30 protein-coding genes are annotated in these 25668 nt (G+C 67.2%); 9 read left to right on the top strand and 21 right to left on the bottom strand.

Annotated elements, in window-relative coordinates; translation table 11 throughout:
- The first annotated feature begins 5 nt into the window (after nucleotides 1-5).
- The gene (locus ACO2Q1_RS03635) at nucleotides 6-350 is read left to right on the top strand and encodes a VOC family protein (protein ID WP_423328181.1); all 345 of its coding nucleotides are present in this window, start codon (nucleotides 6-8) and stop codon (nucleotides 348-350) included.
- A 44-nt stretch (nucleotides 351-394) separates the two neighbouring features.
- Nucleotides 395-1147 (top strand): SDR family NAD(P)-dependent oxidoreductase, encoded by a 753-nt coding sequence (locus ACO2Q1_RS03630; protein ID WP_423328180.1) that lies wholly within the window; start codon nucleotides 395-397, stop codon nucleotides 1145-1147.
- A 7-nt stretch (nucleotides 1148-1154) separates the two neighbouring features.
- On the opposite strand, the gene der is transcribed toward ACO2Q1_RS03630, so the two are convergent.
- The 7 genes from der to ACO2Q1_RS03595 form a co-directional block, all read right to left on the bottom strand.
- Complete coding sequence (der, locus tag ACO2Q1_RS03625) at nucleotides 1155-2777, bottom strand: ribosome biogenesis GTPase Der (protein ID WP_423328179.1); 1623 nt, start codon at nucleotides 2775-2777, stop codon at nucleotides 1155-1157.
- A gap of 44 nt (nucleotides 2778-2821) precedes the next feature.
- Nucleotides 2822-4246, bottom strand: coding sequence for a PQQ-binding-like beta-propeller repeat protein (locus tag ACO2Q1_RS03620; RefSeq protein ID WP_423328178.1), 1425 nt, complete (start codon nucleotides 4244-4246; stop codon nucleotides 2822-2824).
- Nucleotides 4247-4269: 23 nt separating this feature from the next.
- Nucleotides 4270-5016 carry a tetratricopeptide repeat protein gene (locus tag ACO2Q1_RS03615; protein ID WP_423328177.1) on the bottom strand — a complete coding sequence of 249 codons (747 nt, stop codon included), beginning with the start codon at nucleotides 5014-5016 and terminating at the stop codon, nucleotides 4270-4272.
- A 102-nt stretch (nucleotides 5017-5118) separates the two neighbouring features.
- Nucleotides 5119-5955 (bottom strand): 3-methyl-2-oxobutanoate hydroxymethyltransferase, encoded by an 837-nt coding sequence (gene panB, locus ACO2Q1_RS03610; RefSeq protein WP_423328176.1) that lies wholly within the window; start codon nucleotides 5953-5955, stop codon nucleotides 5119-5121.
- A 1-nt stretch (nucleotide 5956) separates the two neighbouring features.
- On the bottom strand, nucleotides 5957-6376 hold the full coding sequence (locus ACO2Q1_RS03605; RefSeq protein ID WP_423328175.1) for a hypothetical protein: 420 nt from the start codon (nucleotides 6374-6376) through the stop codon (nucleotides 5957-5959).
- Nucleotides 6366-6917 carry an RNA polymerase sigma factor gene (locus tag ACO2Q1_RS03600; RefSeq protein WP_423328174.1) on the bottom strand — a complete coding sequence of 184 codons (552 nt, stop codon included), beginning with the start codon at nucleotides 6915-6917 and terminating at the stop codon, nucleotides 6366-6368. Before ACO2Q1_RS03600 ends, ACO2Q1_RS03605 begins: the two co-directional genes overlap by 11 nt.
- A 27-nt stretch (nucleotides 6918-6944) precedes the next feature.
- On the bottom strand, nucleotides 6945-7340 hold the full coding sequence (locus ACO2Q1_RS03595) for a DUF6249 domain-containing protein (RefSeq protein ID WP_423328173.1): 396 nt from the start codon (nucleotides 7338-7340) through the stop codon (nucleotides 6945-6947).
- 151 nt (nucleotides 7341-7491) lie between these two features.
- On the opposite strand from ACO2Q1_RS03595, the gene ACO2Q1_RS03590 reads away from it, so the two are divergent.
- Nucleotides 7492-8337 carry an endonuclease/exonuclease/phosphatase family protein gene (locus tag ACO2Q1_RS03590; protein ID WP_423328172.1) on the top strand — a complete coding sequence of 282 codons (846 nt, stop codon included), beginning with the start codon at nucleotides 7492-7494 and terminating at the stop codon, nucleotides 8335-8337.
- On the opposite strand, the gene ACO2Q1_RS03585 is transcribed toward ACO2Q1_RS03590, so the two are convergent.
- The 3 genes from ACO2Q1_RS03585 to ACO2Q1_RS03575 are packed head-to-tail and all read right to left on the bottom strand — an operon-like array spanning nucleotide 8324 to nucleotide 9569.
- Nucleotides 8324-8617, bottom strand: coding sequence for a hypothetical protein (locus ACO2Q1_RS03585; RefSeq protein ID WP_423328171.1), 294 nt, complete (start codon nucleotides 8615-8617; stop codon nucleotides 8324-8326). The two genes, ACO2Q1_RS03590 and ACO2Q1_RS03585, sit on opposite strands and share 14 nt — an antisense overlap.
- Nucleotides 8607-9143 carry an RNA polymerase sigma factor gene (locus ACO2Q1_RS03580; protein WP_423328170.1) on the bottom strand — a complete coding sequence of 179 codons (537 nt, stop codon included), beginning with the start codon at nucleotides 9141-9143 and terminating at the stop codon, nucleotides 8607-8609. Before ACO2Q1_RS03580 ends, ACO2Q1_RS03585 begins: the two co-directional genes overlap by 11 nt.
- A gap of 30 nt (nucleotides 9144-9173) precedes the next feature.
- Entirely contained in the window at nucleotides 9174-9569 is a 396-nt protein-coding gene (locus ACO2Q1_RS03575; protein ID WP_423328169.1) for a hypothetical protein, read from the bottom strand.
- A 170-nt stretch (nucleotides 9570-9739) separates the two neighbouring features.
- Between ACO2Q1_RS03575 and ACO2Q1_RS03570 the strand changes: the two genes are divergently transcribed.
- Together ACO2Q1_RS03570 and ACO2Q1_RS03565 are read left to right on the top strand one after the other, a co-directional pair.
- Nucleotides 9740-10237 (top strand): hypothetical protein, encoded by a 498-nt coding sequence (locus ACO2Q1_RS03570; RefSeq protein ID WP_423328168.1) that lies wholly within the window; start codon nucleotides 9740-9742, stop codon nucleotides 10235-10237.
- An 18-nt stretch (nucleotides 10238-10255) separates the two neighbouring features.
- A complete protein-coding gene (locus tag ACO2Q1_RS03565; RefSeq protein ID WP_423328167.1) occupies nucleotides 10256-10495 on the top strand; it encodes a hypothetical protein in 240 nt (79 codons plus the stop codon).
- 11 nt (nucleotides 10496-10506) lie between these two features.
- On the opposite strand, the gene ACO2Q1_RS03560 is transcribed toward ACO2Q1_RS03565, so the two are convergent.
- The 3 genes from ACO2Q1_RS03560 to clpS form a co-directional block, all read right to left on the bottom strand.
- Nucleotides 10507-10857 carry an arsenate reductase gene (locus ACO2Q1_RS03560; protein WP_423328166.1) on the bottom strand — a complete coding sequence of 117 codons (351 nt, stop codon included), beginning with the start codon at nucleotides 10855-10857 and terminating at the stop codon, nucleotides 10507-10509.
- A gap of 147 nt (nucleotides 10858-11004) precedes the next feature.
- A complete protein-coding gene (gene clpA / locus ACO2Q1_RS03555; protein WP_423328165.1) occupies nucleotides 11005-13323 on the bottom strand; it encodes an ATP-dependent Clp protease ATP-binding subunit ClpA in 2319 nt (772 codons plus the stop codon).
- Between the two features lie 13 nt (nucleotides 13324-13336).
- Entirely contained in the window at nucleotides 13337-13675 is a 339-nt protein-coding gene (clpS, locus tag ACO2Q1_RS03550; protein ID WP_423328164.1) for an ATP-dependent Clp protease adapter ClpS, read from the bottom strand.
- A gap of 223 nt (nucleotides 13676-13898) precedes the next feature.
- On the opposite strand from clpS, the gene ACO2Q1_RS03545 reads away from it, so the two are divergent.
- Nucleotides 13899-14267 (top strand): hypothetical protein, encoded by a 369-nt coding sequence (locus ACO2Q1_RS03545; protein WP_423328163.1) that lies wholly within the window; start codon nucleotides 13899-13901, stop codon nucleotides 14265-14267.
- A 68-nt stretch (nucleotides 14268-14335) separates the two neighbouring features.
- Here the strand turns inward: ACO2Q1_RS03545 and ACO2Q1_RS03540 are convergent, their stop codons facing one another.
- On the bottom strand, nucleotides 14336-14806 hold the full coding sequence (locus ACO2Q1_RS03540; RefSeq protein ID WP_423328162.1) for a phasin family protein: 471 nt from the start codon (nucleotides 14804-14806) through the stop codon (nucleotides 14336-14338).
- Between the two features lie 291 nt (nucleotides 14807-15097).
- Here ACO2Q1_RS03540 and ACO2Q1_RS03535 point away from each other — a divergent pair, with 291 nt between their 5' ends.
- Nucleotides 15098-16549, top strand: a complete 1452-nt coding sequence (locus tag ACO2Q1_RS03535) for a D-alanyl-D-alanine carboxypeptidase (RefSeq protein ID WP_423328161.1) — start codon at nucleotides 15098-15100, stop codon at nucleotides 16547-16549.
- 6 nt (nucleotides 16550-16555) lie between these two features.
- Here the strand turns inward: ACO2Q1_RS03535 and ACO2Q1_RS03530 are convergent, their stop codons facing one another.
- The 3 genes from ACO2Q1_RS03530 to ACO2Q1_RS03520 all read right to left on the bottom strand — a co-directional run bounded on the left by ACO2Q1_RS03530 (nucleotide 16556) and on the right by ACO2Q1_RS03520 (nucleotide 18594).
- Nucleotides 16556-16978, bottom strand: a complete 423-nt coding sequence (locus ACO2Q1_RS03530) for a molecular chaperone DnaJ (RefSeq protein ID WP_423328160.1) — start codon at nucleotides 16976-16978, stop codon at nucleotides 16556-16558.
- Nucleotides 16979-17002: 24 nt separating this feature from the next.
- A complete protein-coding gene (locus ACO2Q1_RS03525) occupies nucleotides 17003-17851 on the bottom strand; it encodes a division plane positioning ATPase MipZ (RefSeq protein WP_423328159.1) in 849 nt (282 codons plus the stop codon).
- A gap of 143 nt (nucleotides 17852-17994) precedes the next feature.
- On the bottom strand, nucleotides 17995-18594 hold the full coding sequence (locus ACO2Q1_RS03520; RefSeq protein WP_423328158.1) for a hypothetical protein: 600 nt from the start codon (nucleotides 18592-18594) through the stop codon (nucleotides 17995-17997).
- An 89-nt stretch (nucleotides 18595-18683) separates the two neighbouring features.
- Between ACO2Q1_RS03520 and panC the strand changes: the two genes are divergently transcribed.
- Nucleotides 18684-19562: a pantoate--beta-alanine ligase gene (gene panC / locus ACO2Q1_RS03515; RefSeq protein ID WP_423328157.1), complete on the top strand. Its 879-nt coding sequence runs from the start codon at nucleotides 18684-18686 to the stop codon at nucleotides 19560-19562.
- Between the two features lie 89 nt (nucleotides 19563-19651).
- Here the strand turns inward: panC and ACO2Q1_RS03510 are convergent, their stop codons facing one another.
- Together ACO2Q1_RS03510 and ACO2Q1_RS03505 are read right to left on the bottom strand one after the other, a co-directional pair.
- On the bottom strand, nucleotides 19652-20449 hold the full coding sequence (locus tag ACO2Q1_RS03510; protein ID WP_423328156.1) for a chorismate mutase: 798 nt from the start codon (nucleotides 20447-20449) through the stop codon (nucleotides 19652-19654).
- A 292-nt stretch (nucleotides 20450-20741) separates the two neighbouring features.
- A complete protein-coding gene (locus ACO2Q1_RS03505; protein ID WP_423328155.1) occupies nucleotides 20742-21326 on the bottom strand; it encodes a prephenate dehydratase domain-containing protein in 585 nt (194 codons plus the stop codon).
- A 134-nt stretch (nucleotides 21327-21460) separates the two neighbouring features.
- Here ACO2Q1_RS03505 and ACO2Q1_RS03500 point away from each other — a divergent pair, with 134 nt between their 5' ends.
- Nucleotides 21461-22675 carry an FAD-dependent oxidoreductase gene (locus ACO2Q1_RS03500; protein WP_423328154.1) on the top strand — a complete coding sequence of 405 codons (1215 nt, stop codon included), beginning with the start codon at nucleotides 21461-21463 and terminating at the stop codon, nucleotides 22673-22675.
- On the opposite strand, the gene ACO2Q1_RS03495 is transcribed toward ACO2Q1_RS03500, so the two are convergent.
- On the bottom strand, nucleotides 22653-24023 hold the full coding sequence (locus ACO2Q1_RS03495; RefSeq protein ID WP_423328153.1) for a class II 3-deoxy-7-phosphoheptulonate synthase: 1371 nt from the start codon (nucleotides 24021-24023) through the stop codon (nucleotides 22653-22655). The two genes, ACO2Q1_RS03500 and ACO2Q1_RS03495, sit on opposite strands and share 23 nt — an antisense overlap.
- A gap of 46 nt (nucleotides 24024-24069) precedes the next feature.
- Complete coding sequence (gene gor, locus ACO2Q1_RS03490; protein ID WP_423328152.1) at nucleotides 24070-25455, bottom strand: glutathione-disulfide reductase; 1386 nt, start codon at nucleotides 25453-25455, stop codon at nucleotides 24070-24072.
- Nucleotides 25456-25668 lie beyond the last annotated feature (213 nt).

Genomic DNA, 25668 nt, shown 5'->3' with positions numbered 1-25668 from the left:
GGACCATGGTCCAGCTCGGCTACTTCACCCTCGACACCGTCGACATCGCCAAGGCCCGCGCCTTTTTCGGCGCCCTGTTCGGCTGGTCGTTCGACGACGACGCCTCCAAGCCGACCTACGCCCATGTGAGCGACAGCCAGCCGCCCTTCGGCTTCACCAAGGTCGAACGCAAGAGCGACTATCCAAACCTGTATTTCCGGGTCGATGACATCGCGGCGGCATGCGCCCGCGTAACCGACCTCGGCGGCAAGGCGGCCATTCCCGCCGAAAGCGCCACCGGCCTGTCGTGCGTCTGCTGCGACGACCAGGGCATGAGCTTCAGCCTGTGGCAGCCGGCTGACGGTTACTGAGCTTTCGACCTTTCTCGTCCGCGTCCAGCGGGCTATCAGGCGCCATGTCCCAGCTTCCCCTGAAAGACCGCATCGCCCTGGTCGTCGGCGCGTCGCGCGGCATCGGCTATGAGAGCGCACTGGCCCTGGCCAAGGCCGGCGCTCATGTCGTCGCCACGGCGCGCACCCAGGGTGGGCTGGAAGATCTGGACGACGCCATCTTCGCCGCCACCGGCAAGCACGCGACCCTGGTCCCGTTCGATCTCGTGGACGGCGGCGGCATCGACCGGCTGGGCGGCGCGATCTTCGAGCGCTTCGGACGGCTGGACGTCTGGGTGCATACGGCGGCCACCCTGGGCGCGGCGGGCCTGACGCCCGTGGCTCACGCCGAACCGCGTGGTTTCGCCAAGATCGAGAAGACCAACCTGACGGCGGTCTATCGCCTGATCCGCTCGCTGGAGCCGCTGCTGAGGATGTCGGACGCCGGCCGCGCCATCCACCTGACCTCCAGCCTGGCAACCACGCCACGCGCCTTCTGGGGCGCCTACGCCGCGACCAAGGCCGGCGCCGAGGCCCTGATGAAATGCTGGGCCGACGAAATCGAAACCACCAATGTCCGCGTCTCGATCGTCGATCCCGGCCGCATGCGCACGGCCATGCGCGCCCAGGCCTTTCCGGGCGAAGACCCCGAGACCCTGCCACATCCCTCCGAGATCGCCCCGCTGATCGTCGAACTGGCGCGCGGCGATCTGACGCCGCCCCTGACGGTCAGCTTCAAGGAATGGTCCGCTGGGGTTTCGGCCGCCGCCCTGGTCTGACGCCGGACTACTTCCGCTTGGCCGGGCCCTTCTGCCCGCTGCGGATGCGGCCCGATCTTGAGACCTGCCGCGCCCCGCCGCGTGCGGACTTGGGAGCGGCCACGCTGCTGCCCGCCTTCTTCGAGGCGCTGGCCTTCACCGCGCCGATGATCCGGGGCTTGGCGACACGGGTCTTCTTCTGCTCCAGCGCCTTGCCGGGCAGGTTGGACAGGGCCTCTTCCTTCTCGGCCTTGCGCACGCGACGCGGCGCCGTCTTGGCGTCGCCCTTGTACCGTTCCGGCCCCGACTTGGCCCCGCCCTCTGCATAGGGGTTGGGCGAGTTGGACTTGATCGTCAGACGGATCGGCGTGCCCGGCAGGTCGAAGCTTTCGCGCAGGGAGTTCGTCAGATAGCGCAGATAGTGATCCGGCAAGGACGCCGCCCGGCTGGCGAACAGCACGAAGGTCGGCGGTCGGGCCTTGGTCTGGGCCATATATTTGGTCTTGATCCGCTTTCCGTCGACGGCGGGCGGCGGATGCCGCTGGGTCGCCATCGACAGCCAGTCGTTCAGGTCCTTGGTCTTCACCTTGACCGACCAGGTCTCATAGGCCTTCAGCACCGCGGGCATCAGCCGCTCGACGCCGCGTCCGCTGTGCGCCGACAGGGCCACGAACGGCGAGCCCTTCAGCTGCGGCAGCTTGTCGTCGGCCATCCGCTTCAGCTCGGCCATGCGCGCCTGCGGGTTCTCTTCCAGATCCCACTTCGACGCCACATAGATCAGCGCCCGGCCTTCCCGCTCGACCAGATCGGCCAGTTGCAGGTCCTGCACGTCGAAGGCGTTGTCCTTGTCCATCATCAGGACCACCACCTCGGCGAAGGTGATGGCGCGGATGGTGTCGGCGACCGACAGCTTCTCCAGCTTCTCCTGAACCCGCGCCTTGCGCCGCATCCCCGCGGTGTCCACCAGCCGGATGTTCTGGCCTTCATAGACCCAGTCGACCGAGATCGAATCTCGGGTGATTCCGGCCTCCGGACCGGTCAGCAGGCGATCCTCGCCGATCAGGCGGTTGATCAGCGTCGATTTCCCGGCGTTCGGGCGGCCGATGATGGCGATGCGGATCGGCTTGTCAGGCTCGTCGATCTCCTCGACGAAGATATCGGCGCTGGCCGCGACCAGGGCGGCGTACAGATCGGCCATGCCCTCGCCGTGTTCGGCCGAAATCGCCACCGGCTCGCCGAAGCCCAGACCGTGCGCCTCGCCGACCCCGCCGCCGCTCTCACGGCTCTCGGACTTGTTGGCCAGCAGGATGACGGGCTTGGGCTGCTTCCTTAGACGATCGGCGAAGATCCGGTCCAGCGACGTCACGCCTTCGCGGGCGTCCATCATGAACATCAGCACGTCGGCGTCTTCCAGCGCGGCCTCGGTCTGCTCGCGCATCCGGGCCTCCAGACTGTCGTCGACGACATCCTCATAGCCGGCGGTGTCGATCAGCGTCAGGTCCAGATCGCCGATATTGCCGTCGGCGTACCGGCGGTCGCGAGTCACGCCCGGCCGGTCATCGACCAGGGCCAGCCGCTTTCCCACCAGCCTGTTGAACAGGGTGGATTTGCCCACATTGGGCCGGCCGACAATGGCCACTTTCAACGCCATGTCGGCCTTCTAGCTCAGAATCGGCTGGGTCGCCTAACTGCGCGTCAGCGCAGGCAGACCAACTCGCCGCGATCGGTCAGGATGTAGAGGGCGCCGTTGTAGGCGGACGGAGCCACATAGGCCGGCGCGCCCAGCCGAACGGAGGCCACCTGGGCGCCCGTCTTCGGGTCGAAGCCGACGGCCTCGCCGTCAGAATTGACCAGAACCAGCCGGTTGGAGGCCAGGATCGGACCGGACCACTCGGGCCGTACGGTGCGGTCCCAGAAGCCCAGGAACCCGCCCTCCTGACGGACCCGCCCGTCGTTCAGGTCCTTGGTCCAGTAGACCGCTCCCGTCTCGCGGTTCAGCAGCACCAGTTCACCCGACTTGGACACCACATAGACCACGTCGCCTGCCGGCAGGGGCGCGTTGACCCCGGCGACCGGCACGGACCAGCGCGGCTGGCCGGTGCGGATGTCCATGGACTGCATCACGCCCGAATGGCTGACCGCATAGACGAAGCCCCGGCTGATCACGGGCCGCCCGGCGATGTCGCGCAGTTCGGACAGGGCGCTGGTGCGGCTGGTGCGCGACAGGACCTGCTGCCAGACCGGCTGACCGGTCGTCGCCCGCAACGCCACCACCTCGCCCGACGAAAACGGCGCGACCAGGGTGTCGCCGACCACCGCCGGAGACGAGGCGCGCATGATGCGGGCCGGCTCACTGATGCCCCGATATGACCAGTCCTGCTCACCGGTCGCGGCATCGAAGGCGAAAAGCTGATTGTCGATATCGACGACGAAAACGCGCGAACCGGCGACGGTCGGCGCGCCGTGGATCGGCGAGTCGACATTGACGCTCCACACCACCGCGCCCGTCGCCGCGTCCAGCGCCGACATGGAGCGATAGCCGGACGCGACGAAGACGCGCCCGCCGCCTACCGCCACGCCGCCGCCGAAGCCGCCGCTCGCGGGACGGGAGCCGCCCGGCAGGATGCCCAGACGGCGTTGGCCGCGTTCACGCTCATCGGGACGGACGTCGGCCTTCCACACCACCGCGCCCGATTGGGCGTCCACGGCTGTGACGGTCGACTCGCCGTCCATGACGAACACCCGGCCGCCGTCGGCGACCACGGGCGCCATCACCTGGCGGGTCTTGCCCGAGCCGGAGCCGATGTTCCGCTTCCACGCGATCGAAAACTCCGGCGCGGCGATCACATGCTCGACCGAATTCTCCGCCGTTCCGCCAGGAGATGGCCACGAAGACGCAGCCTGGGGACCCGGCAGGAAGAAATCACGTCCGGAAAGCGCCGCTGACGGGGCCAGTTGCTGATCGAACGTCAGCACCGACACGCGCTGGCCCTCGGTGGCGACCGAGCCCTTTTCCTCGCCACCGCCCAGGCCGAACGGCAGGAGACGACGCTGCGCCGCGCAGGAGGCGACGGTAAGGGCCAGGCCGCAGGTCAGGGCGACCGTCAATGCACGCTTCATGGAGGTCTTTCGGGAAACGGTCGTCATTGGGCGGGCGCCGCCATGGCCGGAGGCGCGACGGGAGCCGCCGGCGCCGGCAGATTACGCTGGGCCGCCAGGATGTCGTTGAGGTTCCCCAGAATGCCGCTGTCGATGGCGTCGATCGCGGTCTGGGATGTCTGGCGCACCACGTCCGGCACGTCCTGACCCAGCGTCAGTTGCACCAGGGCGGCGCGCGCCTCGGCGGGCTTGCCGTTGGCCAGGCGCGCCATGGCGATGGCCTGCTGGGCGAAGGGCCGCAGCGGACGGTTCTCTTCGGCCAGGGGGCTCAGACGGGCTTCGATGTCCGCCAGCGGCGCATTCGGCTGGTCCATCAGGATCCAGGCGGCCTTCAGCCGGGCCACATCCGCCAGCAACGGATCACCGGCGGCCTTCGCCGCCTCGTCAAACAGGCGGATGGCCTCCTGGTCCTTGTTCTCGGACAGGGCCAGACCGGCCTGCTGATTCAGGGACAGGGCCTTGTAGGCGCCGTTACCCTGCTCGGCGGCTTCGACGAAGGCGGCGCGGGCGCCGGCCGCATTGCCGGCCTGAAGCGCCTCGATGCCGCGCGCATAGGCGACGGAGCCCTTGGCGGCGCGGCTGGTTTGCCACGAATCCCAGCCCCACCAGCCCAGAGCGGCGACCAGGGCGATCACCAGGACCCCGGCCACGACGGGCCCCCAGGTGCGGAACAAGCGCTTGTAGCGGTCGGAGCGGAGCTCCTCCTCGACCTGCTCGAAGACATCAACCACGAAACGTCGCCCCAAATCTGCCTGGCAAAACCGGCGCGACCCTAGTGGGTTAGCCCCGCGAGAGGAACCCCCAAGAGCGACCGACCGACCGCAATGCGGTGGTCAGGACTCGACCGGCTTTTTCGAGAAGTAGGTCTCGACTTCGGCAGGAAAACGGCGGGCCTTCACATCGGCCGCGTACCGCGCCACCGCGTCGTTGATCTCCGTGCGCTGGTCGGCGTAGCGGCGCACGAACTTGGGCGTCCAGTCGAACAGGCCCAGCATGTCCGGCGTGACGAGGATCTGGCCGTCGCAGGCGGCCGACGCCCCGATGCCGATCGTCGGCTTGTCGATGACGGCGGTGATCTCGCGCGCGACGGGCTCGGCGGTCCCCTCGACCACGATCGCGAAGGCCCCGGCGTCGGCCGTGGCTTCGGCTTCGGCGATGACCCTCAGCCGCTCCTCGTCATTGCGCCCCTTGGCCTTGAAGGCGCCCTCGGTCAGCACCGCCTGCGGACGCAGGCCGACATGGCCCATCACCGGAATGCCGCGCTGAACCAGATAGGCGATGGTCTCCGGCACGGTCGGGCCGCTTTCCAGCTTCACCGCCTGTGCCCCCGTTTCCTTCATGACGCGGGCGCAGTTCTCATACGCCAGTTCCTTGCCGCCCTCGTAACTCCCGAACGGCATGTCCACCACGACCATGGCGCGACGGGATCCCCGCATCACCGCCTGGCCGTGCAGGATCATCATCTCCAGCGTCACCCCGACGGTGTTCGGCAGGCCGTGAACCACCATCCCCACGCTGTCGCCGACCAGCAGCAGGTCGCAATGATCGTCCAGCAGGGCCGCCGTCGGCGCGTCATAGGCGGTCAGGCAGACAATAGGATCCCCACCCTTGCGCCCGGTGATGTCCGGCGCCGCCAGACGGCGGACGCTTTCCTGCTTCTGGCTCGACAACTCAGGCCTCCTGCGACAGTCGCACGACCCCGACGGCGGCCAGACCGATCACCACCGCCGCCGTGATCCAGAACAGTTGCATGCCGCCCAGGGACCCGGCAGGCAAGAGCGACTGCGCCGCATCCGCCATGCCCCACTGGCCCAGAACGCCCTGGATCAGGTCTCCGGCCCCGCTCGCCGCGTTCTGCGACGCCTCGGCGACCGGGTCCGCCCCGGACGGGCGGAAGTGGAAGTTGACGCCCAGAGATTCCCGAACCGCGATGGTGCCCCCCACCACCCCGGCGGCGGTCAAAGCCAGGGCGCGCAGGGCGGACCCCTTGTTCAGCCGCTGCTCGACGCGGGCGGCGAACAGTTCGGCGTCGGGCATGGCGGGCGTCTGCGCGAACAGTCGCTCGATCCCGGGATCGAATTCATCCGACATGAGCCGCCCTTCCGTTCGGTTCCGGCGCAAGCCGGGCGCGGAGTTTATCCAGACCACGTTTGACATGAGACTTCACCGTTCCAAGCGGCAGATTCATGGCGGCGGCGATTTCCGGCTGTGACATGCCGGCGCCGTGACACAAGCTGACGCAGATGCGTTCCACCTCCGATAGCGTCTTCAGCGCCTCGTCCAGGTCCAGTCGGCCCGGCGTGTCGACCGGCGCGACCGCCTCCTCGATCGCGACCTCGTCCACATAGCGGGCCTCGCGGGCCCGCCGCTTCAGATACAGCCGCGCGGCGATCCGCTTGACCCAGGCGGCGAAGGGACCTTCGCCCCGGAACTCGCCGCACCGCTGAAACGCCGCGATGAAGGCGTCCTGGGCCACGTCGTCCGCCTCGCTGGCCTGGGCGCCCATGCGGCGCAGCAGGCCCCGGACCGCCGTACCGTGACGACGGACCAGTTCGCCGAACTCCCGTCGCCCGCCGGCCGCCGCCAGGGCGGCCAGCTCCACGTCGTGCCTGTCCTTCAAGGATAGGGACATCTGATTTCCCCCGGCGTCAGACCGCCCTCAGTCCTTGTTCTTGTTGAAGAAGCTCAGGATGATGAAGGCCACGCCCACGGCGCCCGGGATCGCACCCATGCCGACGATCGGATAGACGGCCTTCGCTTCCTCGATGCCGCCGACAAAGCTGAAGGCGTAGCCGAACAGGGCGATGCCGATGCTGACCGCCACCAGAATGACGCCGACGCGCAGGTCGCGAGCCGCCGACGGAATGCGCGACTTGGCCTCCTTGGTCAGGGCGTCGATCATTTCCGGCGGCATCGGCTCGCCCTTGTCGATGGCGGCCCGAACGATCTCCTGCATGGCCTGTTTCTCGCGGCTCTTGAAATAGCCGGGGCCGAGGATGATCGCCACGATCGAGGAGAAGATGATGAGGACGATGAGGATAGGCGTCAGTTCCATGGGAATGATCTCTGTTTTCCTGTGACCCCGAGCCTGATGTCCGGGGCTTCTGAGAACAAGAGGCAGGCAGATGTCCCCATGGATGCAGACGCCGGGGTGAAATGTTCGTAAGGTTCGTGAAACCGGTTACATCGGGGAATGGAGGAACCGCATGACCACCCGCCGCGATCTGATCCGCGCCGCTCTTCCGCTCGCGGCCATGCCCCTGGTCCCCTTGTCCGCCTGCGCAACCGTAGCGACAGGCGGCCCTGCCGCTGACCCGCTCCTGCGTCTGGTCACCTTCAACATCTGGCACAATATGGGCGACTGGGCGGCGCGCGAGCCGCTGCTGGTCGCCTCGCTTCGGGCCGCCGACGCCGACGTCATCGGCCTGCAGGAGGTGCTCGAGGACGCCAACGTCGGCCTGCCCAACCAGGCCCATACGCTGGCGGCGGCCATCTCCACTCCAGACCGGCCTTACCAGGTGCGCTTCGTCTCGACCGATCCGGAAGGCGCGCCGCGTCGGTACGGCAACGCCATACTGACCCGGCTGCCGATCGTCGAGGACGCCTCGCGCAAGCTGGAGCCGCTGGACGACTACCGCACCGCCCTTCGGGTTCGCGTTCAGGCCCACGGCCGTCTCATCGATATCGTCGACACCCATCTGGCCTGGCAACAGGACGCCCAGGCGGTCCGCGCGCGCCAGATCGCCGACCTTCTGTCCTGGCTGCCTCAGGACGGGACGCCCCTCGTGGTCATGGGCGATTTCAACGCCCAGCAGTCGGACGCCGGCCTGGCGACCCTGACCGGCGCCCGCTTCTTCAGCGCCCTGCCGTCGAACTCGACCGATACGACCCTGAATCCGGCCAAGGGTCATCCGAACCGGGTAATCGACCACATCTTCGCCGAACGGGAGGCCTTCGCGCCTGTCTCGGCCGCCCGCATCGGCGATGTGGCCACGGGCGGCGAATATCCGTCCGACCACTTCGGGGTTCAGGCGACGATCAGGCTGCGCTGAACCGCCGCGACAGCCAGATCAGGCCCGCCGCCCCCGCCCCGGCCGCCGTCAGCCATCCGGCCAGGACGTCCGGCCGAAACATGGCGAACGCCTCGGGGGCGGCCTGCCCGATCCCCCAAAGGGCCGCGGCGGCGGCCACGGCCATAGGTGCGGCGGCAAGGCTGCGGCCCAGCGCCCGCCGCGCGGCGATGCGCTCGGCCACCCGCGCCTCGAACGCCAGATCGCGCGCGGGCGGCGCTTCCGCTGCGAAAAGCGCGGCCAGTTTCTCTTCAGGCGTCATCACAGCCTCCGAGCGCGACGAGCAAACGCGCCCGTCCACGCGCAACATGGGACTTCACCGTGCCCAACGGCAAGCCCAGGGCCTGGGCCGCTTCGGCGTGCGACCATCCGTCCGCCAGGCACAGGGCGACGCTGGCGCGCACGTCCGGCGGCAGATCGGCCAGGGCCTGACGCACGGCCAGGCGATCGGCGGGCGAAGCGCCGTCCACGGCCGGTGTCATCTCCAGCCAGGCCTGATCCCGCGCCGCGCCCCGGCGCGCCTGCCGAATCCGGTCCTGCGCCCGCCGCCAGGCGATGCCCAGCAGCCAGGCGCGGAACCCCTGATCGTCGCGCAGCCGGGGCAAGGCCTGCCAGGCGGAGACGAAGGTCTCCTGCGCCACATCGTCCGCCTCCCCCCAGCCGCCGCTCAGGGTGCGACGCAGGAAGGCGCGCACCGCCGACTGGTGGGCGCCGACCAGTCGGGCGAAGGCCGGGGCCGACCCGGCGCGGGCGGCCCGGATCCATTCCTCCTCCCCCAGCCTCGACACGCGCCGCCTCCCCGCCCCACGCCGCGCGGATCAGCGGCGCGACAGGAACAGGGCGTTGACGGCGGACCACACCGCGACCGCCGCCATGACCATCGCCACGATCAGAAAGGCGCCGCTGTTGCGGTCGACGCCCATGAACGATCCGATCGCGAAACCAGCCGCCATCACCCCGAACAGTCCCACCAGCGACCAGTAGTGGGCCGCCGTGCGCGGCGCGCCGCTCGACGCGCCGGCCTCCGCCGCATCCTGCGCGTCCAGCCGGGCCAGCAGGGATTCCGGCGGTTGTTCGCCCCGCTCGGCATAGGTGCGGATGATATCCAGCGTCGCGCGCTGCTGGCGGTACTTCATCCAGCTGTGAAAGGCGGCATACAACATCCCCCCGATCGGCAGGATCAACCACCAGAAGGCATAGAACAGGTTCAGCATCGTCATCTCCCTCGCGATCCCTCTCGACCGCCTTCATAGGACAGTCGTCGCCGGTCGCCGCATCGGATGCAGGGCCATGCAAATTTTCGTGCGCGGCGCCCCCGCCATCGACAATTCCGCGTTCGACGCGCCTGATGCAAAAGTTGGAAACGCGTGATTGGGGGATCGCGATGGCCTTGCCCGAACTGTCGGCCCTGGGGTGGTTTCACACGCTCGGCAGCATACCGGCCATACCGCTGTCGCTCTGGCTCCTGGCGCGCCACGGGCGCATTCCGCCGGGAACGAGGCTGGGCAAGCTGTGGCTGGTCTTCATGTTCATCGGCGCCCTGACCGGCGTTCTGGTGGTCAAGACGCCGCCCGGCGCGGCCGTCGCCGCGCTCAGCGTCCTTTCCCTGACCGTCGGCGCCCTGGTCGGAAAGGTCCGGCCCCTCGCCAGACACCGCTGGTGGATCGAAACCTCGGCCCTCAGCGTCGCGACCTTCACCCTGTTCCTGCCCAGCGTCACCGAGACCCTGACCCGCCTGCCGGCAGAACAACCGTTCGCCGCCGGCCCGGTGGCGCCCCTGGTCGTCACCTTCCAACTGACCATACTGCTCTTGCTCATTGTCGGCCTGACCTATCAACTGACGGCCATGAGGGCGCGGCTCAAGGCGGCCATGCCCGCCTAGAATGTCAGGACCGGGCATATGACCGAAGTCGTTTATCGCATCGTCGAACATGACGGAGGCTGGGCTTACCGGCTCGGCGACACCTATTCCGAGACCTTCCCCAACGCCGGCGCCGCCCGCGCCGCGGCGGTCCGGGCCTCACGCGAGCAACGCGTCTCGGACGCCACGGCCTGGATCGAGTTCGAAACCTCGGCCGGCGAATGGATCACCGAACGCGCCGACGGCCACGACCGCCCCGACACCCGCGTCGAGGGCTGAGGCCTCGGCCCTCAGCCCTTCAGCGCCGCCGCATAGATCTCGGGCTTGAAACCGACCAGACGACGGTCCCCCAAGTCCAGCACCGGTCGCTTGATCATAGACGGATTGGCAAGCATCAGCCGGATCGCCTTGTCGTCATCCAGATCGGCCTTGTCGGTCTCCGGCAGGGCACGAAACGTGGTCCCCGCCCGGTTCAGGATCACGGCCCACCCATGCTCCCCGACCCAACGCCGAAGCGAGCCCTCGTCGATCCCCGCCTTCTTGTAGTCGTGAAACCCATAGGCCACGCCGTTCTCATCCAGCCACACCCGCGCCTTCTTGACGGTGTCGCAGTTGGGAATGCCGAAGAGAGTGTAGGTCATTTGCCTGAAGTTCGCCTGATGCCGAGGGATGGTCTGCGAGAGATGCTCGCGTCAGAGCGCAATCCGAACGCCTGACCTGCGAGCACAGACCGAAATCATTTCGGATCGATTCAACCCGAGGCCAGATTTCGGTCTGGCTTGCTCGCCCTAATCAGCAATCTCGTCGGCCGCCTGCTTGGCCTTGACCGAGGCGGCTGAGGGTTCGGCGATGTCGAAGGCGATCTTGCCGTCGGTCAGAACCACCTTGACGTGACCGCCCTTGGTCAGGTGCCCGAACAGGATGTCGTCGGCCAAAGGCTTCTTGATCGAGTCCTGAATGACCCGCGCCAGCGGACGCGCGCCGTACAGTTCGTCGAAGCCGTTCTTGGCCAGCCAGTCGGCCGCCTCGTCGGTCAGTTCGATGGTGATGTTGCGATCGGCCAACTGAGCTTCCAGTTGCAGGATGAACTTGGTCACCACCGACTTGATCGTGTCGGAATCCAGCGACTTGAACGCCACGATGGCGTCCAGGCGGTTGCGGAACTCCGGCGCGAACAGGCGCTGGATAGCCTTGTCGTCCTCGCCCTCGACCTTGCCCCGGCCGAAACCGATGGAGGCGCGAGCGTTGTCGGCGGCGCCGGCATTAGTGGTCATGATCAGGACCACGTTGCGGAAATCGACCTTCTTGCCGACCGCGTCGGTCAGCATGCCATTGTCCATGACCTGGAGCAGGATGTTGTAGACGTCGGGGTGAGCCTTCTCGATCTCGTCCAGCAGGACGACGGCGTGCGGATGCTGATCCACCGCGTCGGTCAGCAGCCCGCCCTGGTCATGACCGACATAGCCCGGAGGGGCGCCGATCAGCCGGCTGACGGTGTGACGCTCCATGTATTCGGACATGTCGAACCGCAGCATCTCGATGCCCAGGGTCTGGCTGAGCTGCTTGGCCACCTCGGTCTTGCCCACGCCGGTCGGCCCCGAGAACAGGAAGCTGCCGATCGGCTTGTTCGGATCGCGCAGACCCGCACGCGCCAGCTTCATGGCCGACGCCACCTGCTCGATCGCGGCATCCTGGCCGAAGACAGCGCGGTTGAGGTCAGCCTTGAGTTCCCGCAGGCCTTCGACGTCGGACTTGGAGACCGACTTGGGCGGAATACGGGCCATCTTGGCGATGACGGCCTCGACCTCCTTCTGACCGATGACCTTCTTGCGCCTGGACTCCGCCAGCAGCATCTGGCTGGCGCCCGCCTCGTCGATGACGTCGATCGCCTTGTCCGGCAGTTTGCGGTCGGTCATGTAGCGGGCCGACAGTTCGACCGCCGAGCGGATGGCGGCGTCGGTGTAGCGCAGCTTGTGATGGCTCTCATAGGAGGCCTTCAGCCCCTTGAGAATCTTGACCGTGTCCTCGACCGTCGGCTCATTGACGTCGATCTTCTGGAAGCGACGGACCAGCGCCCGGTCCTTCTCGAAATGCTGGCGATATTCCTTGTAGGTGGTCGAGCCCATGCAGCGCAGGCTCCCGGACGCCAGCGCGGGTTTCAGCAGGTTGGACGCGTCCATGGCCCCGCCGGAGGTCGCCCCGGCGCCGATCACCGTGTGGATCTCGTCGATGAAGAGGATGGCGTTCTCGTGGTTCTCCAGTTCCTTGACGACCTGCTTCAGCCGTTCCTCGAAGTCGCCGCGATAGCGGGTGCCCGCCAACAGCGCCCCCATGTCGAGACTGTAGATGGTCGCTCCTTCCAGCACGGCCGGAACCTCGTGGTTGACGATCTTGCGCGCCAACCCTTCGGCGATCGCCGTCTTGCCGACGCCGGGATCGCCGACGAGCAAGGGGTTGTTCTTGGTGCGGCGGCACAGGATCTGGATGGCGCGCTCCACCTCGGCCTGACGACCGATCAGGGGGTCGATCTTGCCCTGCTGAGACTTGACGTTCAGATCGACGCAATAGGCCTCAAGCGCCTCTCCGCCGGTCTTGGCGGCGGCGGCGTCTTCGGCTTCTTCCGGCGACTGGCCGGGCGTTCGGGCGGGGCGCGTTTCAGCGGCGCCTGCCTTCTTGGCGATGCCGTGGGCGATGAAGTTGACCGCGTCGTAGCGCGTCATGTCCTGCTCCTGCAGGAAGTAGGCGGCGTGGCTTTCGCGCTCCGAGAAGATGGCGACCAGAACATTGGCGCCGGACACCTCTTCGCGGCCGGATGACTGGACGTGGATCACCGCGCGCTGGATGACACGCTGAAATCCTGCGGTCGGCTTGGCGTCTTCGCCGTCCGAGGTGGCCAGGGCGGCCAGGTCGGTGTCGACATACAGGGTCAGAGCGGACTTCAGCGCCGACAGGTCTACGTTGCAAGCCTTCATCACATTGGCCGCGTCAGGATCGTCGATCAGGGCCAGCAGCAGATGTTCGAGCGTGGCGTATTCGTGCCGGCGCTCGTTCGCATAGTGGACGGCGCGGTGCAGGGTCTCTTCGAGAGGACGGGAAAACGAGGGCATGGGGAGGTTCCTCTCAGTCCTTTTCCATCGTGCATTGCAGGGGATGCTGGTGGCGTCGCGCCGTCTCGACCACCTGGGCGACCTTGGTTTCGGCCACTTCGTAGGTGTAGACGCCGCAGACCCCGACGCCATGCTGGTGCACATGCAGCATGATACGGGTCGCGGCCTCGCGGTCCTTCTGAAAGAACCGCTCCAGCACATAGACGACGAATTCCATGGGGGTGTAATCGTCGTTGAGGATCAGCACCCGATACAGCGAGGGCTTCTGAACCTTGGGTTTGGTCTCGGTGACGACAGCGGTCCCGGAGCCGAGGCCCTGACCCTGTCCCTCACCTGGCCGACGGATAGGCATTCTTTGTCCGCTATTTCGGGGAGTCGAAACGCTAGATAGGGAGTGTTGGGCGGTTTTGAAGCGACGGCAACCCTCGCCGCCCTCACGACCCGTTCATGACGGTTGAATTCCCCGGCGCCGAAGATCGAAATCGCCGCCCTTTCGGTACCTGACGCCGATCTGCGGGCTATGGTCCGCACGACGGACGCGGATCATTCTGTCGTCCAGGGATGGAGGTCAGGCCTTGGCGAGATGGGAGATGTTTCTGCAGGCCTATGTGCGGGCCGACGGCTATGACCGGGCCTTTGATGTGGCGCGCGACTTGATCGCGGTCGTGGCGCGCGAGGCGCGGGTCACCCAGTGCCGGGTCAATCCCTATTACAAGTTCGAGGACCAGTACGGCGTCATGCTGCTGCTCGAGGCAGACGACATGCCGGCCGCATGGACCCGGCTGCAAACGAACCTGGCCGAGCCGTGGCATGTCGGCGGGGACGAGACGGATCGCCACGCCATATGGGACGTGCGCATGGGGTCGCCCTGCGTGGTGTCCGACGCCCGTTGGCTGAATCTGGAGCTGTTCGGCGGCGCGAGGCCGGATGACGAAGAAGCCTGATCATGACGAAAAGGCCCGCCGGATCGCTCCGGCGGGCCTTTCGTTACGCTACTGACGGGTCAGATCACTCAGCGAGCGGCCTGGAACTTTTCGACGGTCGCGGTGACGCGCTCGTTGATCGGCTTGAAGCTGTCCTTCACCGAGGCGGTGAAGACGTCAGTCGCCTTGGTGACTTCCGACAGATAGGCTTCCATCGCCGACTTGGTGTAGCTGGTCTGCAGCTCGATCAGCTCCTGCACCGAGCGGGCCTTGGCCAGCGATTGGGCGGCGGCGACGCCGGTTTCCCAGCTGGTCTTGCCGTACGACAGGGCCTGCTGGCTCAGGGCTTCGGCGCCCTTCTGGGCGGCGGCGGCCGAGGCCACCACGGCGTCGAGGTTCTGCTTGCCTTCGGCGTTCAACTCGCCGAACGAGGCGGTGGTGCGCTCCAGACCTTCACGGAACGCCTGGGCGCCGGCGGCCTGTATCTTTTCAGCCTGGGCGGTAGCGGCGGCGGCGTTCTTTTCGACGGTCTTCTTCACGGCTTCAGCGGTGTCGGCCATATGAAACTCTCCTGGAACTCTATCTGATCGACGGGCTGTTCCCGTCGTTGGGGTCCATATGGTGCAAGTGCGAAGAGAGGTCAAGGGGTTTTTGTGCAGCGCACAATATGATCGTCGATCACCTCGCCCGTCAGGTGCAGACCGTTCAAATCTGCGTTGAGACCTGATTAACCACCATGAAACATTCCGTCGGCATGTTAGGACCGATCTGACGGGGCCGGGGGGCCGTATCGGGATTCCCGCGCGGCGCCGGTCGCGACGTCCCCTGAACCGTGAGGCCTGCGTTCGCTCATGACCCTTCGATTCCGCCGCCTTCTCGCCGTACTGCTGGCCCTGACGGTTTCGGTCGCCCTGAGCGCAGCGCCGGCCCTGACGCGGGTCGAGGCCCAGTCTGGCGAGAATGCACGCTATGCGGCGATTGTCGTGGATGCGGTCTCAGGCGAGACCCTTTTCTCTCGCCACGGCGAGGACCGACGCTATCCGGCGTCCCTGACGAAGATGATGACCCTGTATCTCGCGTTCGAGGCCTTGAGCACGGGCCGGGTCTCGCTGTCGGACCAGTTGACCATATCGCCTCTGGCCGCCTCCCAGGCGCCATCGAAACTCGGCCTGGCCGCCGGTCAGACGATCAGCCTCGACGACGCGATGCGCGCGACGGCGGTGCGATCGGCCAACGACATGGCCATGGCCATCGCCGAACATATCGGCGGCTCACAATCGCGCTTCGCCGCCATGATGACGATGAAGGCGCATCAACTGGGCATGAGCCAGACGCGCTACGTCAATCCGAACGGCCTGCCGGACAGCCGTCAGGTGACCACGGCCGCCGACCTGGCGACGCTGGCGCGGGCGCTGATGCGCGACTATCCGCAGTACTACACCTATTTCGGCCAGCACGACTGGGCCTACAACGGCCGGAACTATCGCAACACCAACGGCCTGCTGACCTCTGGCCTGGGTTACGACGGGCTCAAGACCGGCTTCACCAACGCCTCGGGCTATAATCTGGCGGCTTCGGCCGTTCGGGGCGATCGCCGGCTGATCGTCGTTGTTCTGGGCGGACGCTCAAGCGCCACCCGAAACGCCCATGTGTCGGAACTGATGAACACCGGCTTTGAGCTGGAGCAACGCCGCGCCGCCGGCGAACCGTTGCAGTACGCCCAGGGCTTCTTCGAACAGCGCGGCTTTGGTCTGAGCACCAACCCGGCCTCTGACGGCGCGGTGGCCTATGCGTCGCTCGGACCTGCGGAGGAAGAAGAGACCGGTATCGGATCGCCGTCTGCCTCTCCGACAGAAATGGCCTATGCCGCCGCTGTTTCCACGCCGCGTCCGTCGTCGCCCATCCATGTCGCTGGCGTGCCCGACGTGTCGGCGCGCGTTCCCTCCGATCGGCCCGCCGCCAGCCTCACGGCCTCGCTGAACGGCGGAGCTTCGGGCGCCGCCCCTGCCCGCCCGTCCGCACCAAGGGCCGCGCCCCGGACGGCGCCGGCCGCCGCCAGGGCGCCTGCGGGCCGCTGGGCCGTTCAGGTCGGCGCGTTCAAGGACGAGCGCGTCGCGCGCAACTGGCTGGGCGAGATCAATCGCCGCTTCCGCAGCCAGTTCACTGGCGCCGAGCGGACGGTCCAGACCGCCGGCGACTGGTATCGCTCGCGCTTCGTTGGCCTGACCGAACAGGCGGCTCGGGACGCCTGCACCGCCCTGTCGGCGCGTCGCGTGACCTGTGCGGTGATCCGGCCGGACTGATCGGGTCTATTTTTTCTTGAGCAGTCGGTCGCGGGCGGCGTTCAGACGCGCGGCCAGACCTTCAGCTCCGCCCTGATCCGGATGAACGCGGGCCATCAGCCGTTTCCAGGCTGCCTGAATCTCGGCACGTCCGGCGTCAGCAGAGAGCCCGAGCGTGGCGCGCGCCTCGGCCTCGGACAGGCCTTCCTCGCGGCGTGGCGAACGGATGGGGCGCGTGCGGGTCTCCAGCAGGAAATAGCCGCCGACAGCCGCCAGCGTACCCGCCAACAGCCAGGCCGATCGCGCCGCCGCGAGAACGGCGCCGGCCAGCATGACACCACCCAGAATCGTCGCGGCCACACGCCACTGCGCTCGCCCGGGCTGGTCGCTGGATCTCCCCAGCCTGTAGAGCGTCCAGAGCGCCACGCCGCCCAGCAGCACCCAGGTCATGCGTCAGAACCGGCCGAAGCCGATCTAGGCCGCAACATCGAGACCGCCCGAGCCCTCGATATTGGCGCCCTCTAGGCCCATGGCCAGCATGAGATTGCGCATCTCCTGGCGCGCCGCGACATGGGCCAGAGAGACGGCCACGGGACGAATGTCGATCGACAGATCGGCGACCGTAAGACCGAAGGGGAAGAGTTCGCGGTAGATTACGCGGTCGCGAAGGCCCGGTCCGACGCGGAAACCGACCCGTTTGGCCAGGGTGTCCATCCGCTCCTCGAGGCGGCGCCGGTTGCGCGCCTCTGCCACCGCCAGACGGTTGGTGACCACCAGCCAGTCGATCGTCGCATGGCGGCCCTGGGCAACGGCGCGCTGCTTGCGTGCCTCCCACACGCTCTCGGAGTAGATCGAAGGTTTGATCAGATCGAGCGTCACCGGATCCACCTGACCCAACAGGTCGAAATCCACGAAGCTGTCGTTCATGGGCGTGATGATCTGATCGGCGCGGGCATGAGCCAGCCGTGACAGGACCGTGTCGCCGCCAGGCGTGTCGATCAGGATCGCTTCGACCCCCGACTTCTGGGCCTCGGCGTATGCGGCTTCGAACCTGGCGACCTGCTCATCCTCTGGGGCGCGGGCCAGGGCCTTGCCGTCGCCGAGATCCGGCTCGACCGGCATCGGCAGGCTATGGCCGTTGGCGGCTGTCCAGGCGGCCCGGTTGGCGAAGAAATGCGACATCGACCGCTGGCGCAGATCCAGGTCGATGATGGCCGTGCGATGTCCGGCATGCATCAGGCCGACGGCGATATGGATGGCCAGGGTCGACTTGCCGGCCCCACCCTTCTCATTGCCCACCACGATGACGAGAGGTTGCGTCATGTCTGCGTTCCGTTGAATGGCCGAAGCCGCCGTGAGCGAACGCGACTCAGTCGGACGCCCGTCGCTGCCAGAATCGGACGGCCGCCGTCTCAGGTCAACGAAAGGTTAAGGGCAGAGACTTCCTGCGGTGTGGACAGGCGACGTCAGACGCCGCGCAAACACCAGGGATCGGAGATTTCCAGCGCACGGCAGATCGCGCCCTTTTCAGCGACCGGCGCCTTGACCCGCAGGCGCACGAAAGGCTTGCCGTTGACCTGGACTGTCGCGAATTCGGGCGTCAAGCCTCGCAGAGCGGCGGACGCCGCGCGGGCGTCGGTCCATGCGGCGCGGGCGATTTCGAGGCTGGAATAGGCGCCCAACTGGATGGTGGTCGCGGTTCCTGTCGCGGGTTGTGTCGCAGCGGGCGGCGTTGCAACGGCCGTCGCATGCTGAGGCCGGACCTCGATCTTCACCTTTTCCCTTGTCGGTGCGAACGGACGCCGCAGGCCGTCGCGGGCGTCCCACAGTTCATGCGGGTCCATGACCTCGACCTTCAAGCCGACCGTTGAGACGGTCACCGGCCGATCCGTCGACAAGGCCGGACGCAGACCCAGTTCCGCTGAGGTGGCGGGCCGTTCCGCGCCGTCCACCGGGATGGCCGCGACCTGTCGCGCCATGGCTTCGAAACGGTCAGCGTCGCCCTCCACCCCGCTGCACGAGGTGACGAGCGATCCCAGCACGAGAGCCAGGGCTGGACGGAGCATTCTGCCGGACGTCATAAGCCCACCCTAGCGAACGGGCTTTGAGGCCGCGTTCACGAACAGGCTTAAACTCAAGGGTTAATGCGATAACCATGACCGCCTCTCTCGACGCTTTTCGCATCGTGCGCACGGTCGCCGATCTGCGCGCCGCCGTGCGGGCGTGGCGCGCACAGGGCCTGACCGTCGCCCTGGTCCCGACGATGGGAGCGCTGCACGCGGGACACCTGCACCTTGTCGCCGAAGGCCTCAAGCGGGCGGACCGCGTGGTGACCAGCGTCTTCGTCAATCCGACCCAGTTCGCCGCCCACGAAGACCTCGGAGCCTATCCGCGTCAGCAGGACCGCGACGCCAAACTTCTGGACCAGACCGGTTGCGCCCTGATGTTCGCCCCCACGGTCGACGAGATGTACGCCGCGGGCGCCGTCACCCGCATCACCGTCGGTGACGCCGAAACCGGCGGTCCGTCCCAGGGACTGGAAGGCGCCTTCCGACCCCAGATGTTCGGCGGCGTCGCCCTGGTCGTGGCCAAACTGCTGAACCAGGCCCAGGCCGATATCGCCGTCTTCGGCGAGAAAGACTGGCAGCAGTTGATGGTGGTTCGTCGGCTGGCGTTGGATCTCGACATACCGACGGAGATCGTCGGCGTCCCGACTGTCCGCGACGAACACGGCCTGGCCCTGTCGTCCCGCAACGCCTACCTGAGCGCCGAGGAACTGGACGTGGCACGGAGATTGAACGTCATCTTGCGCCAAGCCGGAGAAAAGGCCCGCGCCGGCCGCCCCATCGCCGGAGCCGAACGCGAGGCCTATGACGCCATTCTGAAGGCCGGGTTCGACACGATCGACTATGTCGCCATCCGCCGGGCGGAGGACTTGGCCGCCTTCCCGTCCGGCGTCATTGAGGGCGATGCAAGGATCCTGACCGCTGCGCGCATCGGCCGGACCCGGCTGATCGACAATATGGCGGTGTGAGGGGCCAGCTTTCAGGTTGTAGGTTTCAGGGGATCATGCCGATCGCGCCCGCGCCCTAATCCCTGCAACCTCGCCCCTACCCCTAACCTTCAGCCGATCGCGCCCACGCAACCCTCGGCGTCGCCGGGCGACAGGTGCTCGGCGTCGGTCAGGGCCAGGGTCCAGCCGTGGTGCGTTGACAGGCCCCAGCGACGGGCGCCGCCGCCGTCGCCCGCATCGCCGCCGGCGCTGACCACCACCCGACGTCCCTTGGGCAGGGCCGGCGGATCGATCTTGCCGACGGCCAGGGCCGTGGGCTGGCCGCCGCCGGTGCCGAAACCGTCGAACACCGACAGGCCGGACCAATCGCGACGCAAGCCGGTCCACCAGTCGTCGTCGTTGTTGATGGCCAGAACCGCGACGCCCTTGCCCTCGGCCGCGAAAGCCAGGGCTTCCTGAGCGGTGCGGACCATGCGGATGTCGGCCGCCATGCCGAACCGCTGGCGCGCGCCGTCGAAGGCGCGGGTGGGTTCGTTCGGTGACCAGACCTGGACCTGGAGTTGGCCCTGGCGCGCCAGACCCCAGCCGACGATCTCGCGCCACAGGCCGGAGACGGCCTCTGCGTTCTGAGGCTCGCACTGGCTCGTCATTCGACCCAGAACGGTCTGTTCGCGATCGGGACGAAGCTTGGTGTGAGGCCCGTGCGGGGCATCCTTGGCCTTGCCGACCGTGGCGGCGATGGCCAGGCGGCGCTCGAACAGCTCCAGCAACTGGTCGTCGATCAGATCGATCTCACGGCGCAGTTCGGCCAGGGCGGTCTGTTCAGGCGTCATTTCGGCGGGGTTCATCTCGGGCCAGACCTGCTGGATATGGCTGGGCTTGGCGGTCGTGGTGTTGGAAGAAGACATGATACGGCTCGGAAAACAGAAAATTTCGATAGGGATGCAGGAGTGCGCCGCCGCTCTGGTCCAGAGCGGTCGCCGGCGAGGCTGTCAGGAGCGAGAAGCGCTCGAGGCCTCAGCCGGCGTATCGAAAGCCGAAATAGAGCGAGCCGAAATAAAAGCCGCCAACCGCGCGCGAACGGGTCGAAAGGGTCGAGAGGACAGCGCGCGAGGCAGACATGGCTTTGAACGGTTTCTGGCCGGTTGCCGGATCAGGAAACGATCCGCCTCCTTCTAAGCCCGCAAGGATCGTGCGCCGTCAACCCTTGTCGAGCGCGATCAGGACAAAACGCGTGCGGTTGTCGGCCGAATCCTGAAGATCGTGACGCAGAATCGACAGGCCATAGACCTCGGCCGCCGCTGATGGCCCTAAGGCCGCCCGGCTGCGGTCGCCGGCCGCCGCAACAGCTTTCGCCGCTCCGGCCGTGTCGAAGGCGACGACGGCGGGCAGGCCCATGGTCCGCAAGGTCTGCTCGCACTGGGCCAGGGCGATGGGGTGGCTTTCGACCGACTTGATGTCCGAAAGGCGGGCGCCGCTGACGGCCATCAGCACATGCCGGATAGGGCGCCAGACATCGACCAGCGGCGTGAGGCCGGTCTCGCGCACCAGGGTCGCGGCGGGCTCCACCGGGCCGATCGAGGAATTCTCAACCGGGATCAGGGCGCCGTCGCAATCGCCGGACTGAACCGCCTCGATCACCTCCTCGAAAGTGTCGAACGGGATCGGTTCATCCCAGGGCCGCAGGGCCAGACACGCCTCGTGACTGAAAGCGCCGTAGGCGCCTTGGAAGGCCAGACGGCCGGGCCGGTCGTCGTTCTGGGGGCGGCCGATCGATTCGGACATGGGCGGTTCCTCACGCTTTCGCACGCATTTGCGCCGACGCTTCACGGACCACAAGCCGTCAACCAAGGTCATTCGGTGGCGAGACGGGTCCGCCTTGGTCTAGCGTCGGATCCCAGCACCGCCCGGAGACCGCGATGAACAGGATCAAGCTCACGGATCGTCGCGCGCTGTTGTCCGGTCTGGGCGGTCTGGGCGCGACGAGCCTGCTTTCGGCCTGCGCGACGACGGCCCCAAGCGTCCCTCCCCTGCGCCCAAGCTTTGCGTCAAAGCGGATCGCGCCGATCCTGATGCGGCCTGAACGGATCATCCGGACCACAGTCTGCACCCGCCCGTTCCGCGCCGAAGGGCCTCGCCTCGACGTCGAGCGTGTCGGCGACACCATGGTGGTTCACAACTACGGCCATGGCGGCAGCGGCTGGTCGCTGTCCTGGGGATCGAGCGCTGTCGCCGCCGCCAAGGCCTTGGCCCTCGCGGGCGGGCCTTCGCAGATCGCGGTCATCGGCTGCGGCGCGTTGGGCGTCACATCGGCTCTTCAACTGCAGCGGCTCGGCGCGCGCGTGGTGATCTACGCCAGGGAGCGCATGCCCTTCACGCGGTCCATGCGCGCCACCGGGACATGGTCGCCGGACAGCCGCGTCGCCGACACCGCCAAGGTCTCGACCGGCTTCGCCGACCAGTGGGAGCGGATGGCGCGGGACTCTTTCGCGACCTTCCAGACCTATCTGGGCACGGACGGCGATCCGGTTGTGTTCAGTGATCGCTACATCGTCAACGACGGCCAGCGCGCACCCAGACCACTGAAGACGGCGAGCGATCCGGAGCCGATCGAGTTCGCTCACTACGCACCGCGTCTTCGCGACATCATTCCCCGAAGCGTCGAACTGCCTTCCGGATCGACGCCCTTCCCCGCTCCCAGAGTGCGGTTCGGGACCGAGATGCAGTTCAACGTCACCGAGCTGGCCCATCGGCTGATGGAGGAGTTCCTGCAGAACGGCGGGCGTATCGAAATGCGGGAGTTCCATGCCCCGGCGGAGATCGCCGCTCTGCCCGAAAAGGTGCTGATCAACTGCACTGGATACGGGGCCCGGGCGCTGTGGCGGGACGAAAGCATCGTCCCGATCCGGGGGCAGATCGCCTGGTTGTCGCCGCAGAAGGAGGTCGACTACGGCGTCTACTATCGCGGCGTGACGGTCCTGTCGCGACCGGACGGGATCGTGGTTCAGAACTGGGGCGGCGAGATGAGCGGCTATGGCCTCGAGGATGAGACCCCCGACCGCGCCGAGGCCGAGGCGACGATCGCCCTGGTCGCGCCGCTGTTCCCCCCGTTTACGCCGCCTGCGACCGGCTGATCCGCCCCTGCTTCAACCGTTCGGCCACCAGGAAGGCCAGCTCCAGCGCCTGGTCGGCGTTCAGGCGCGGGTCACAGTGGGTGTGATAGCGGCTGGACAGGTCGTCCTCGGTCACCGCCGTGGCGCCGCCGATGCATTCGGTGACGTTCTGGCCGGTCATTTCCAGATGCACGCCGCCGGGGTGAACGCCCTCGGACTCGGCCACCTCGATGAAGCCCTTCACCTCGCCCAGAACCCGGTCGAACGGCCGCGTCTTGTAGCCGTTGGCGGCCTTGAGCGTATTGCCGTGCATCGGGTCGATCGACCAGACGACACGCTTGCCCGCCGCCTTCACCGCCCGCATCAGACGCGGCAGGCGGTCGCCGACCTTCTCATGTCCGAAGCGGCCGATCAGGGTCAGGCGGCCGGGGATGTTGTTCGGGTTCAGGGCGTCGATCAGCGGCAGCAGATCGTCCGGCTCCATGGTCGGGCCGCACTTGACCCCGATGGGGTTGTTGATGCCGCGCATGAACTCGATGTGGGCGCCGTCCAGCTGACGGGTGCGCTCGCCGATCCACAGCATGTGGGCCGAGGTGTCGAACCATTCGCCTGACCCGCTGTCGATGCGGGTCAGGGCCGTCTCGACGTTCAGCAGCAGGGCCTCGTGCGAGGTGAAGACCTCGACACGCGACAGGTCGGGATGGGTCTCGGGCGTGACGCCGACGGCCTCCATGAAGGCCAGGGCCTCGGTGATCTTTTCGGCCAGCTCGCGATACTGGGCGCCCGCGCCATGGTCGGCGAAGCCCAGGGTCCAGCGGTGGATGTTGTGCAGGTCGGCATAGCCGCCGCTGGCGAAGGCGCGCAGCAGGTTCAGGGTCGAGGCCGACTGATGATAGGCGCGGATGAGGCGCTGGGGGTCCGGCGCCCGCTCTTCCGGCGTGAAGGCCATGCCGTTGATGTTGTCGCCGCGATAGGACGGCAGTTCGACCCCGTCGATCACCTCGGTCGGCGCCGAGCGCGGCTTGGCGAACTGGCCGGCGATGCGCCCGACCTTCACCACCGGCTTGCGGCCGGCGAACGTCAGGACGACCGCCATCTGCAGCAGCAGGCGGAAGGTGTCGCGGATGTTGTCGGCCGAGAATTCCTTGAAGCTTTCGGCGCAATCCCCGCCCTGCAGCAGGAAGGCCTCGCCGGCCTCGACCCGTGCGAGCTCGGCCGTCAGGCGGCGGGCCTCGCCGGCGAACACCAGCGGCGGCAGGGCGCGCAGTTCATCCTCCGCCATCTGGAGCGCGCGTGCGTCCGGATAGTCGTTCGGCATATGCAGGCCGGGTTTTGTCTTCCAAGAAGTGGGGGTCCAACGCGTCGTCATGCCGCGCTCCTTACTCTTTTCGGCCCTTCCGGACAATGAAATCGCCCTAACCGGCGCTCATGTGCGCGGGAGACTGTTTATCCTTCAGGGTGACCAGTTCCTCAGCCATGGTCGGGTGGACCGCGCAGGTGGCGTCCCACTGGGCCTTGGTCAGACCGGCCTTCACGGCGATGGCCGCCAGCTGGATCATCTCCGGGCTTTCCGGGCCGACGATATGGACGCCCACGACCCTCTGGCTGTCGGCGTCGACCACCAGCTTCATCAGCACGCGCTCGTCCGATCCGGTGAAGGCGTATTTCATCGGCCGGAAGCGGGTCAGGTAGACGTCCACGCCCTCGGCGCAGGAATGCCGGGCCTCGGCCTCGGTCAGCCCGACAATGCCCACAGGCGGCTGACTGAACACGGCAGTGGCGACCGCCTCGTAGTCGAAGGCCTGGGGGTTGTCGCGATAGACGGTCTCGTGGAAGGCCACCGCCTCGCGGATTGCGACGGGCGTCAGGTTCATCCGATCGGTCACGTCGCCAATGGCCCAGATGTTGTCGGCCGTGGTCTTCGAAAGGCCATCGACCTTGATCGCGCCCTGGTCGTTCAGTTCGACACCCGCCGCCTCCAGGCCCAGATCCTTGACGTGCGGCACACGACCCGTGGCGAACATCACCACATCGGTCTCGATCGTCATGCCGTTCTCGAGGCGGTTGACCAGTCCGGTCTCGGTCTTCTCGATCGCGGCGTGCTGGCAGCCCAGGATGACCTTGATGCCTCGCTTCTCGATCTCGCCGGCGAGATGCGCGCGCACGTCGTCATCAAAGCCGCGCAGGATGTTCGGGCCGCGATAAATCAAGGTGGTTTCAACACCCAGGCCCGCGAAGATGCCCGCGAACTCGACCGCGATGTAGCCGCCGCCTGCGATCAGGATGCGCTTCGGCAGTTCCGGCAGGTGGAAAGCCTCTTCCGAAGTGATGGCGTGCTCGACGCCCGGCAGACCCTCGGGCTTCCACGGACGGCCGCCGGTGGCGATCAGGATCTTCTCGGCCGTGAAGGTCTGGTCCTTGCCGACGATCTCGACCGTGTGGGCGTCCTTCAGCACGGCGCGGCCATGGACCAGGTCCACTCCCGCCTTGCCCAGATTGGCCGCATAGATTCCCGACAGGCGCGCGATCTCGACATCCTTGGCCTGAAGAAAGGTCGGCCAGTCGAAGGTGGCCTTGTCGAACGACCAGCCGTAGCCCTCGGCGATTTCCAGGGCGTGGCTGACCTCCGACGCCATCACCATGAACTTCTTCGGCACGCAGCCGCGCACCACGCAGGTGCCGCCGACGCGATATTCCTCGGCGATCGCCACCCGCTTGCCGCCCAGCGCCGTCAGCCGGGCCGCACGCACCCCGCCCGAACCCGCGCCGATGACGAAGAGGTCGTAGTCGTAGGCGGGCATGTCGATCTCCGGAGGCGCCGCTGAAAACGGAGTCGAGAGAGTCTGGAGAGTCCAGATCGCCGCCCGCTTCGTCCGTCAAGGATGGGCCGGAAGTAGTGGCGACGGCCCGTTACGGCAAGGGTTCGGAGGCGAAGGAATCGCGCCCCAGGGCTCACGGAGCCGGCGTTTAATTCGCTTTCAGAAACGACGAATTCCGTCCTACCTTGTGCACTC

The organism is Brevundimonas sp. VNH65 (assembly GCF_049445955.1).
Taxonomy (GTDB): domain Bacteria; phylum Pseudomonadota; class Alphaproteobacteria; order Caulobacterales; family Caulobacteraceae; genus Brevundimonas.
This window is presented reverse-complemented; position numbering and strand designations above follow the sequence as displayed.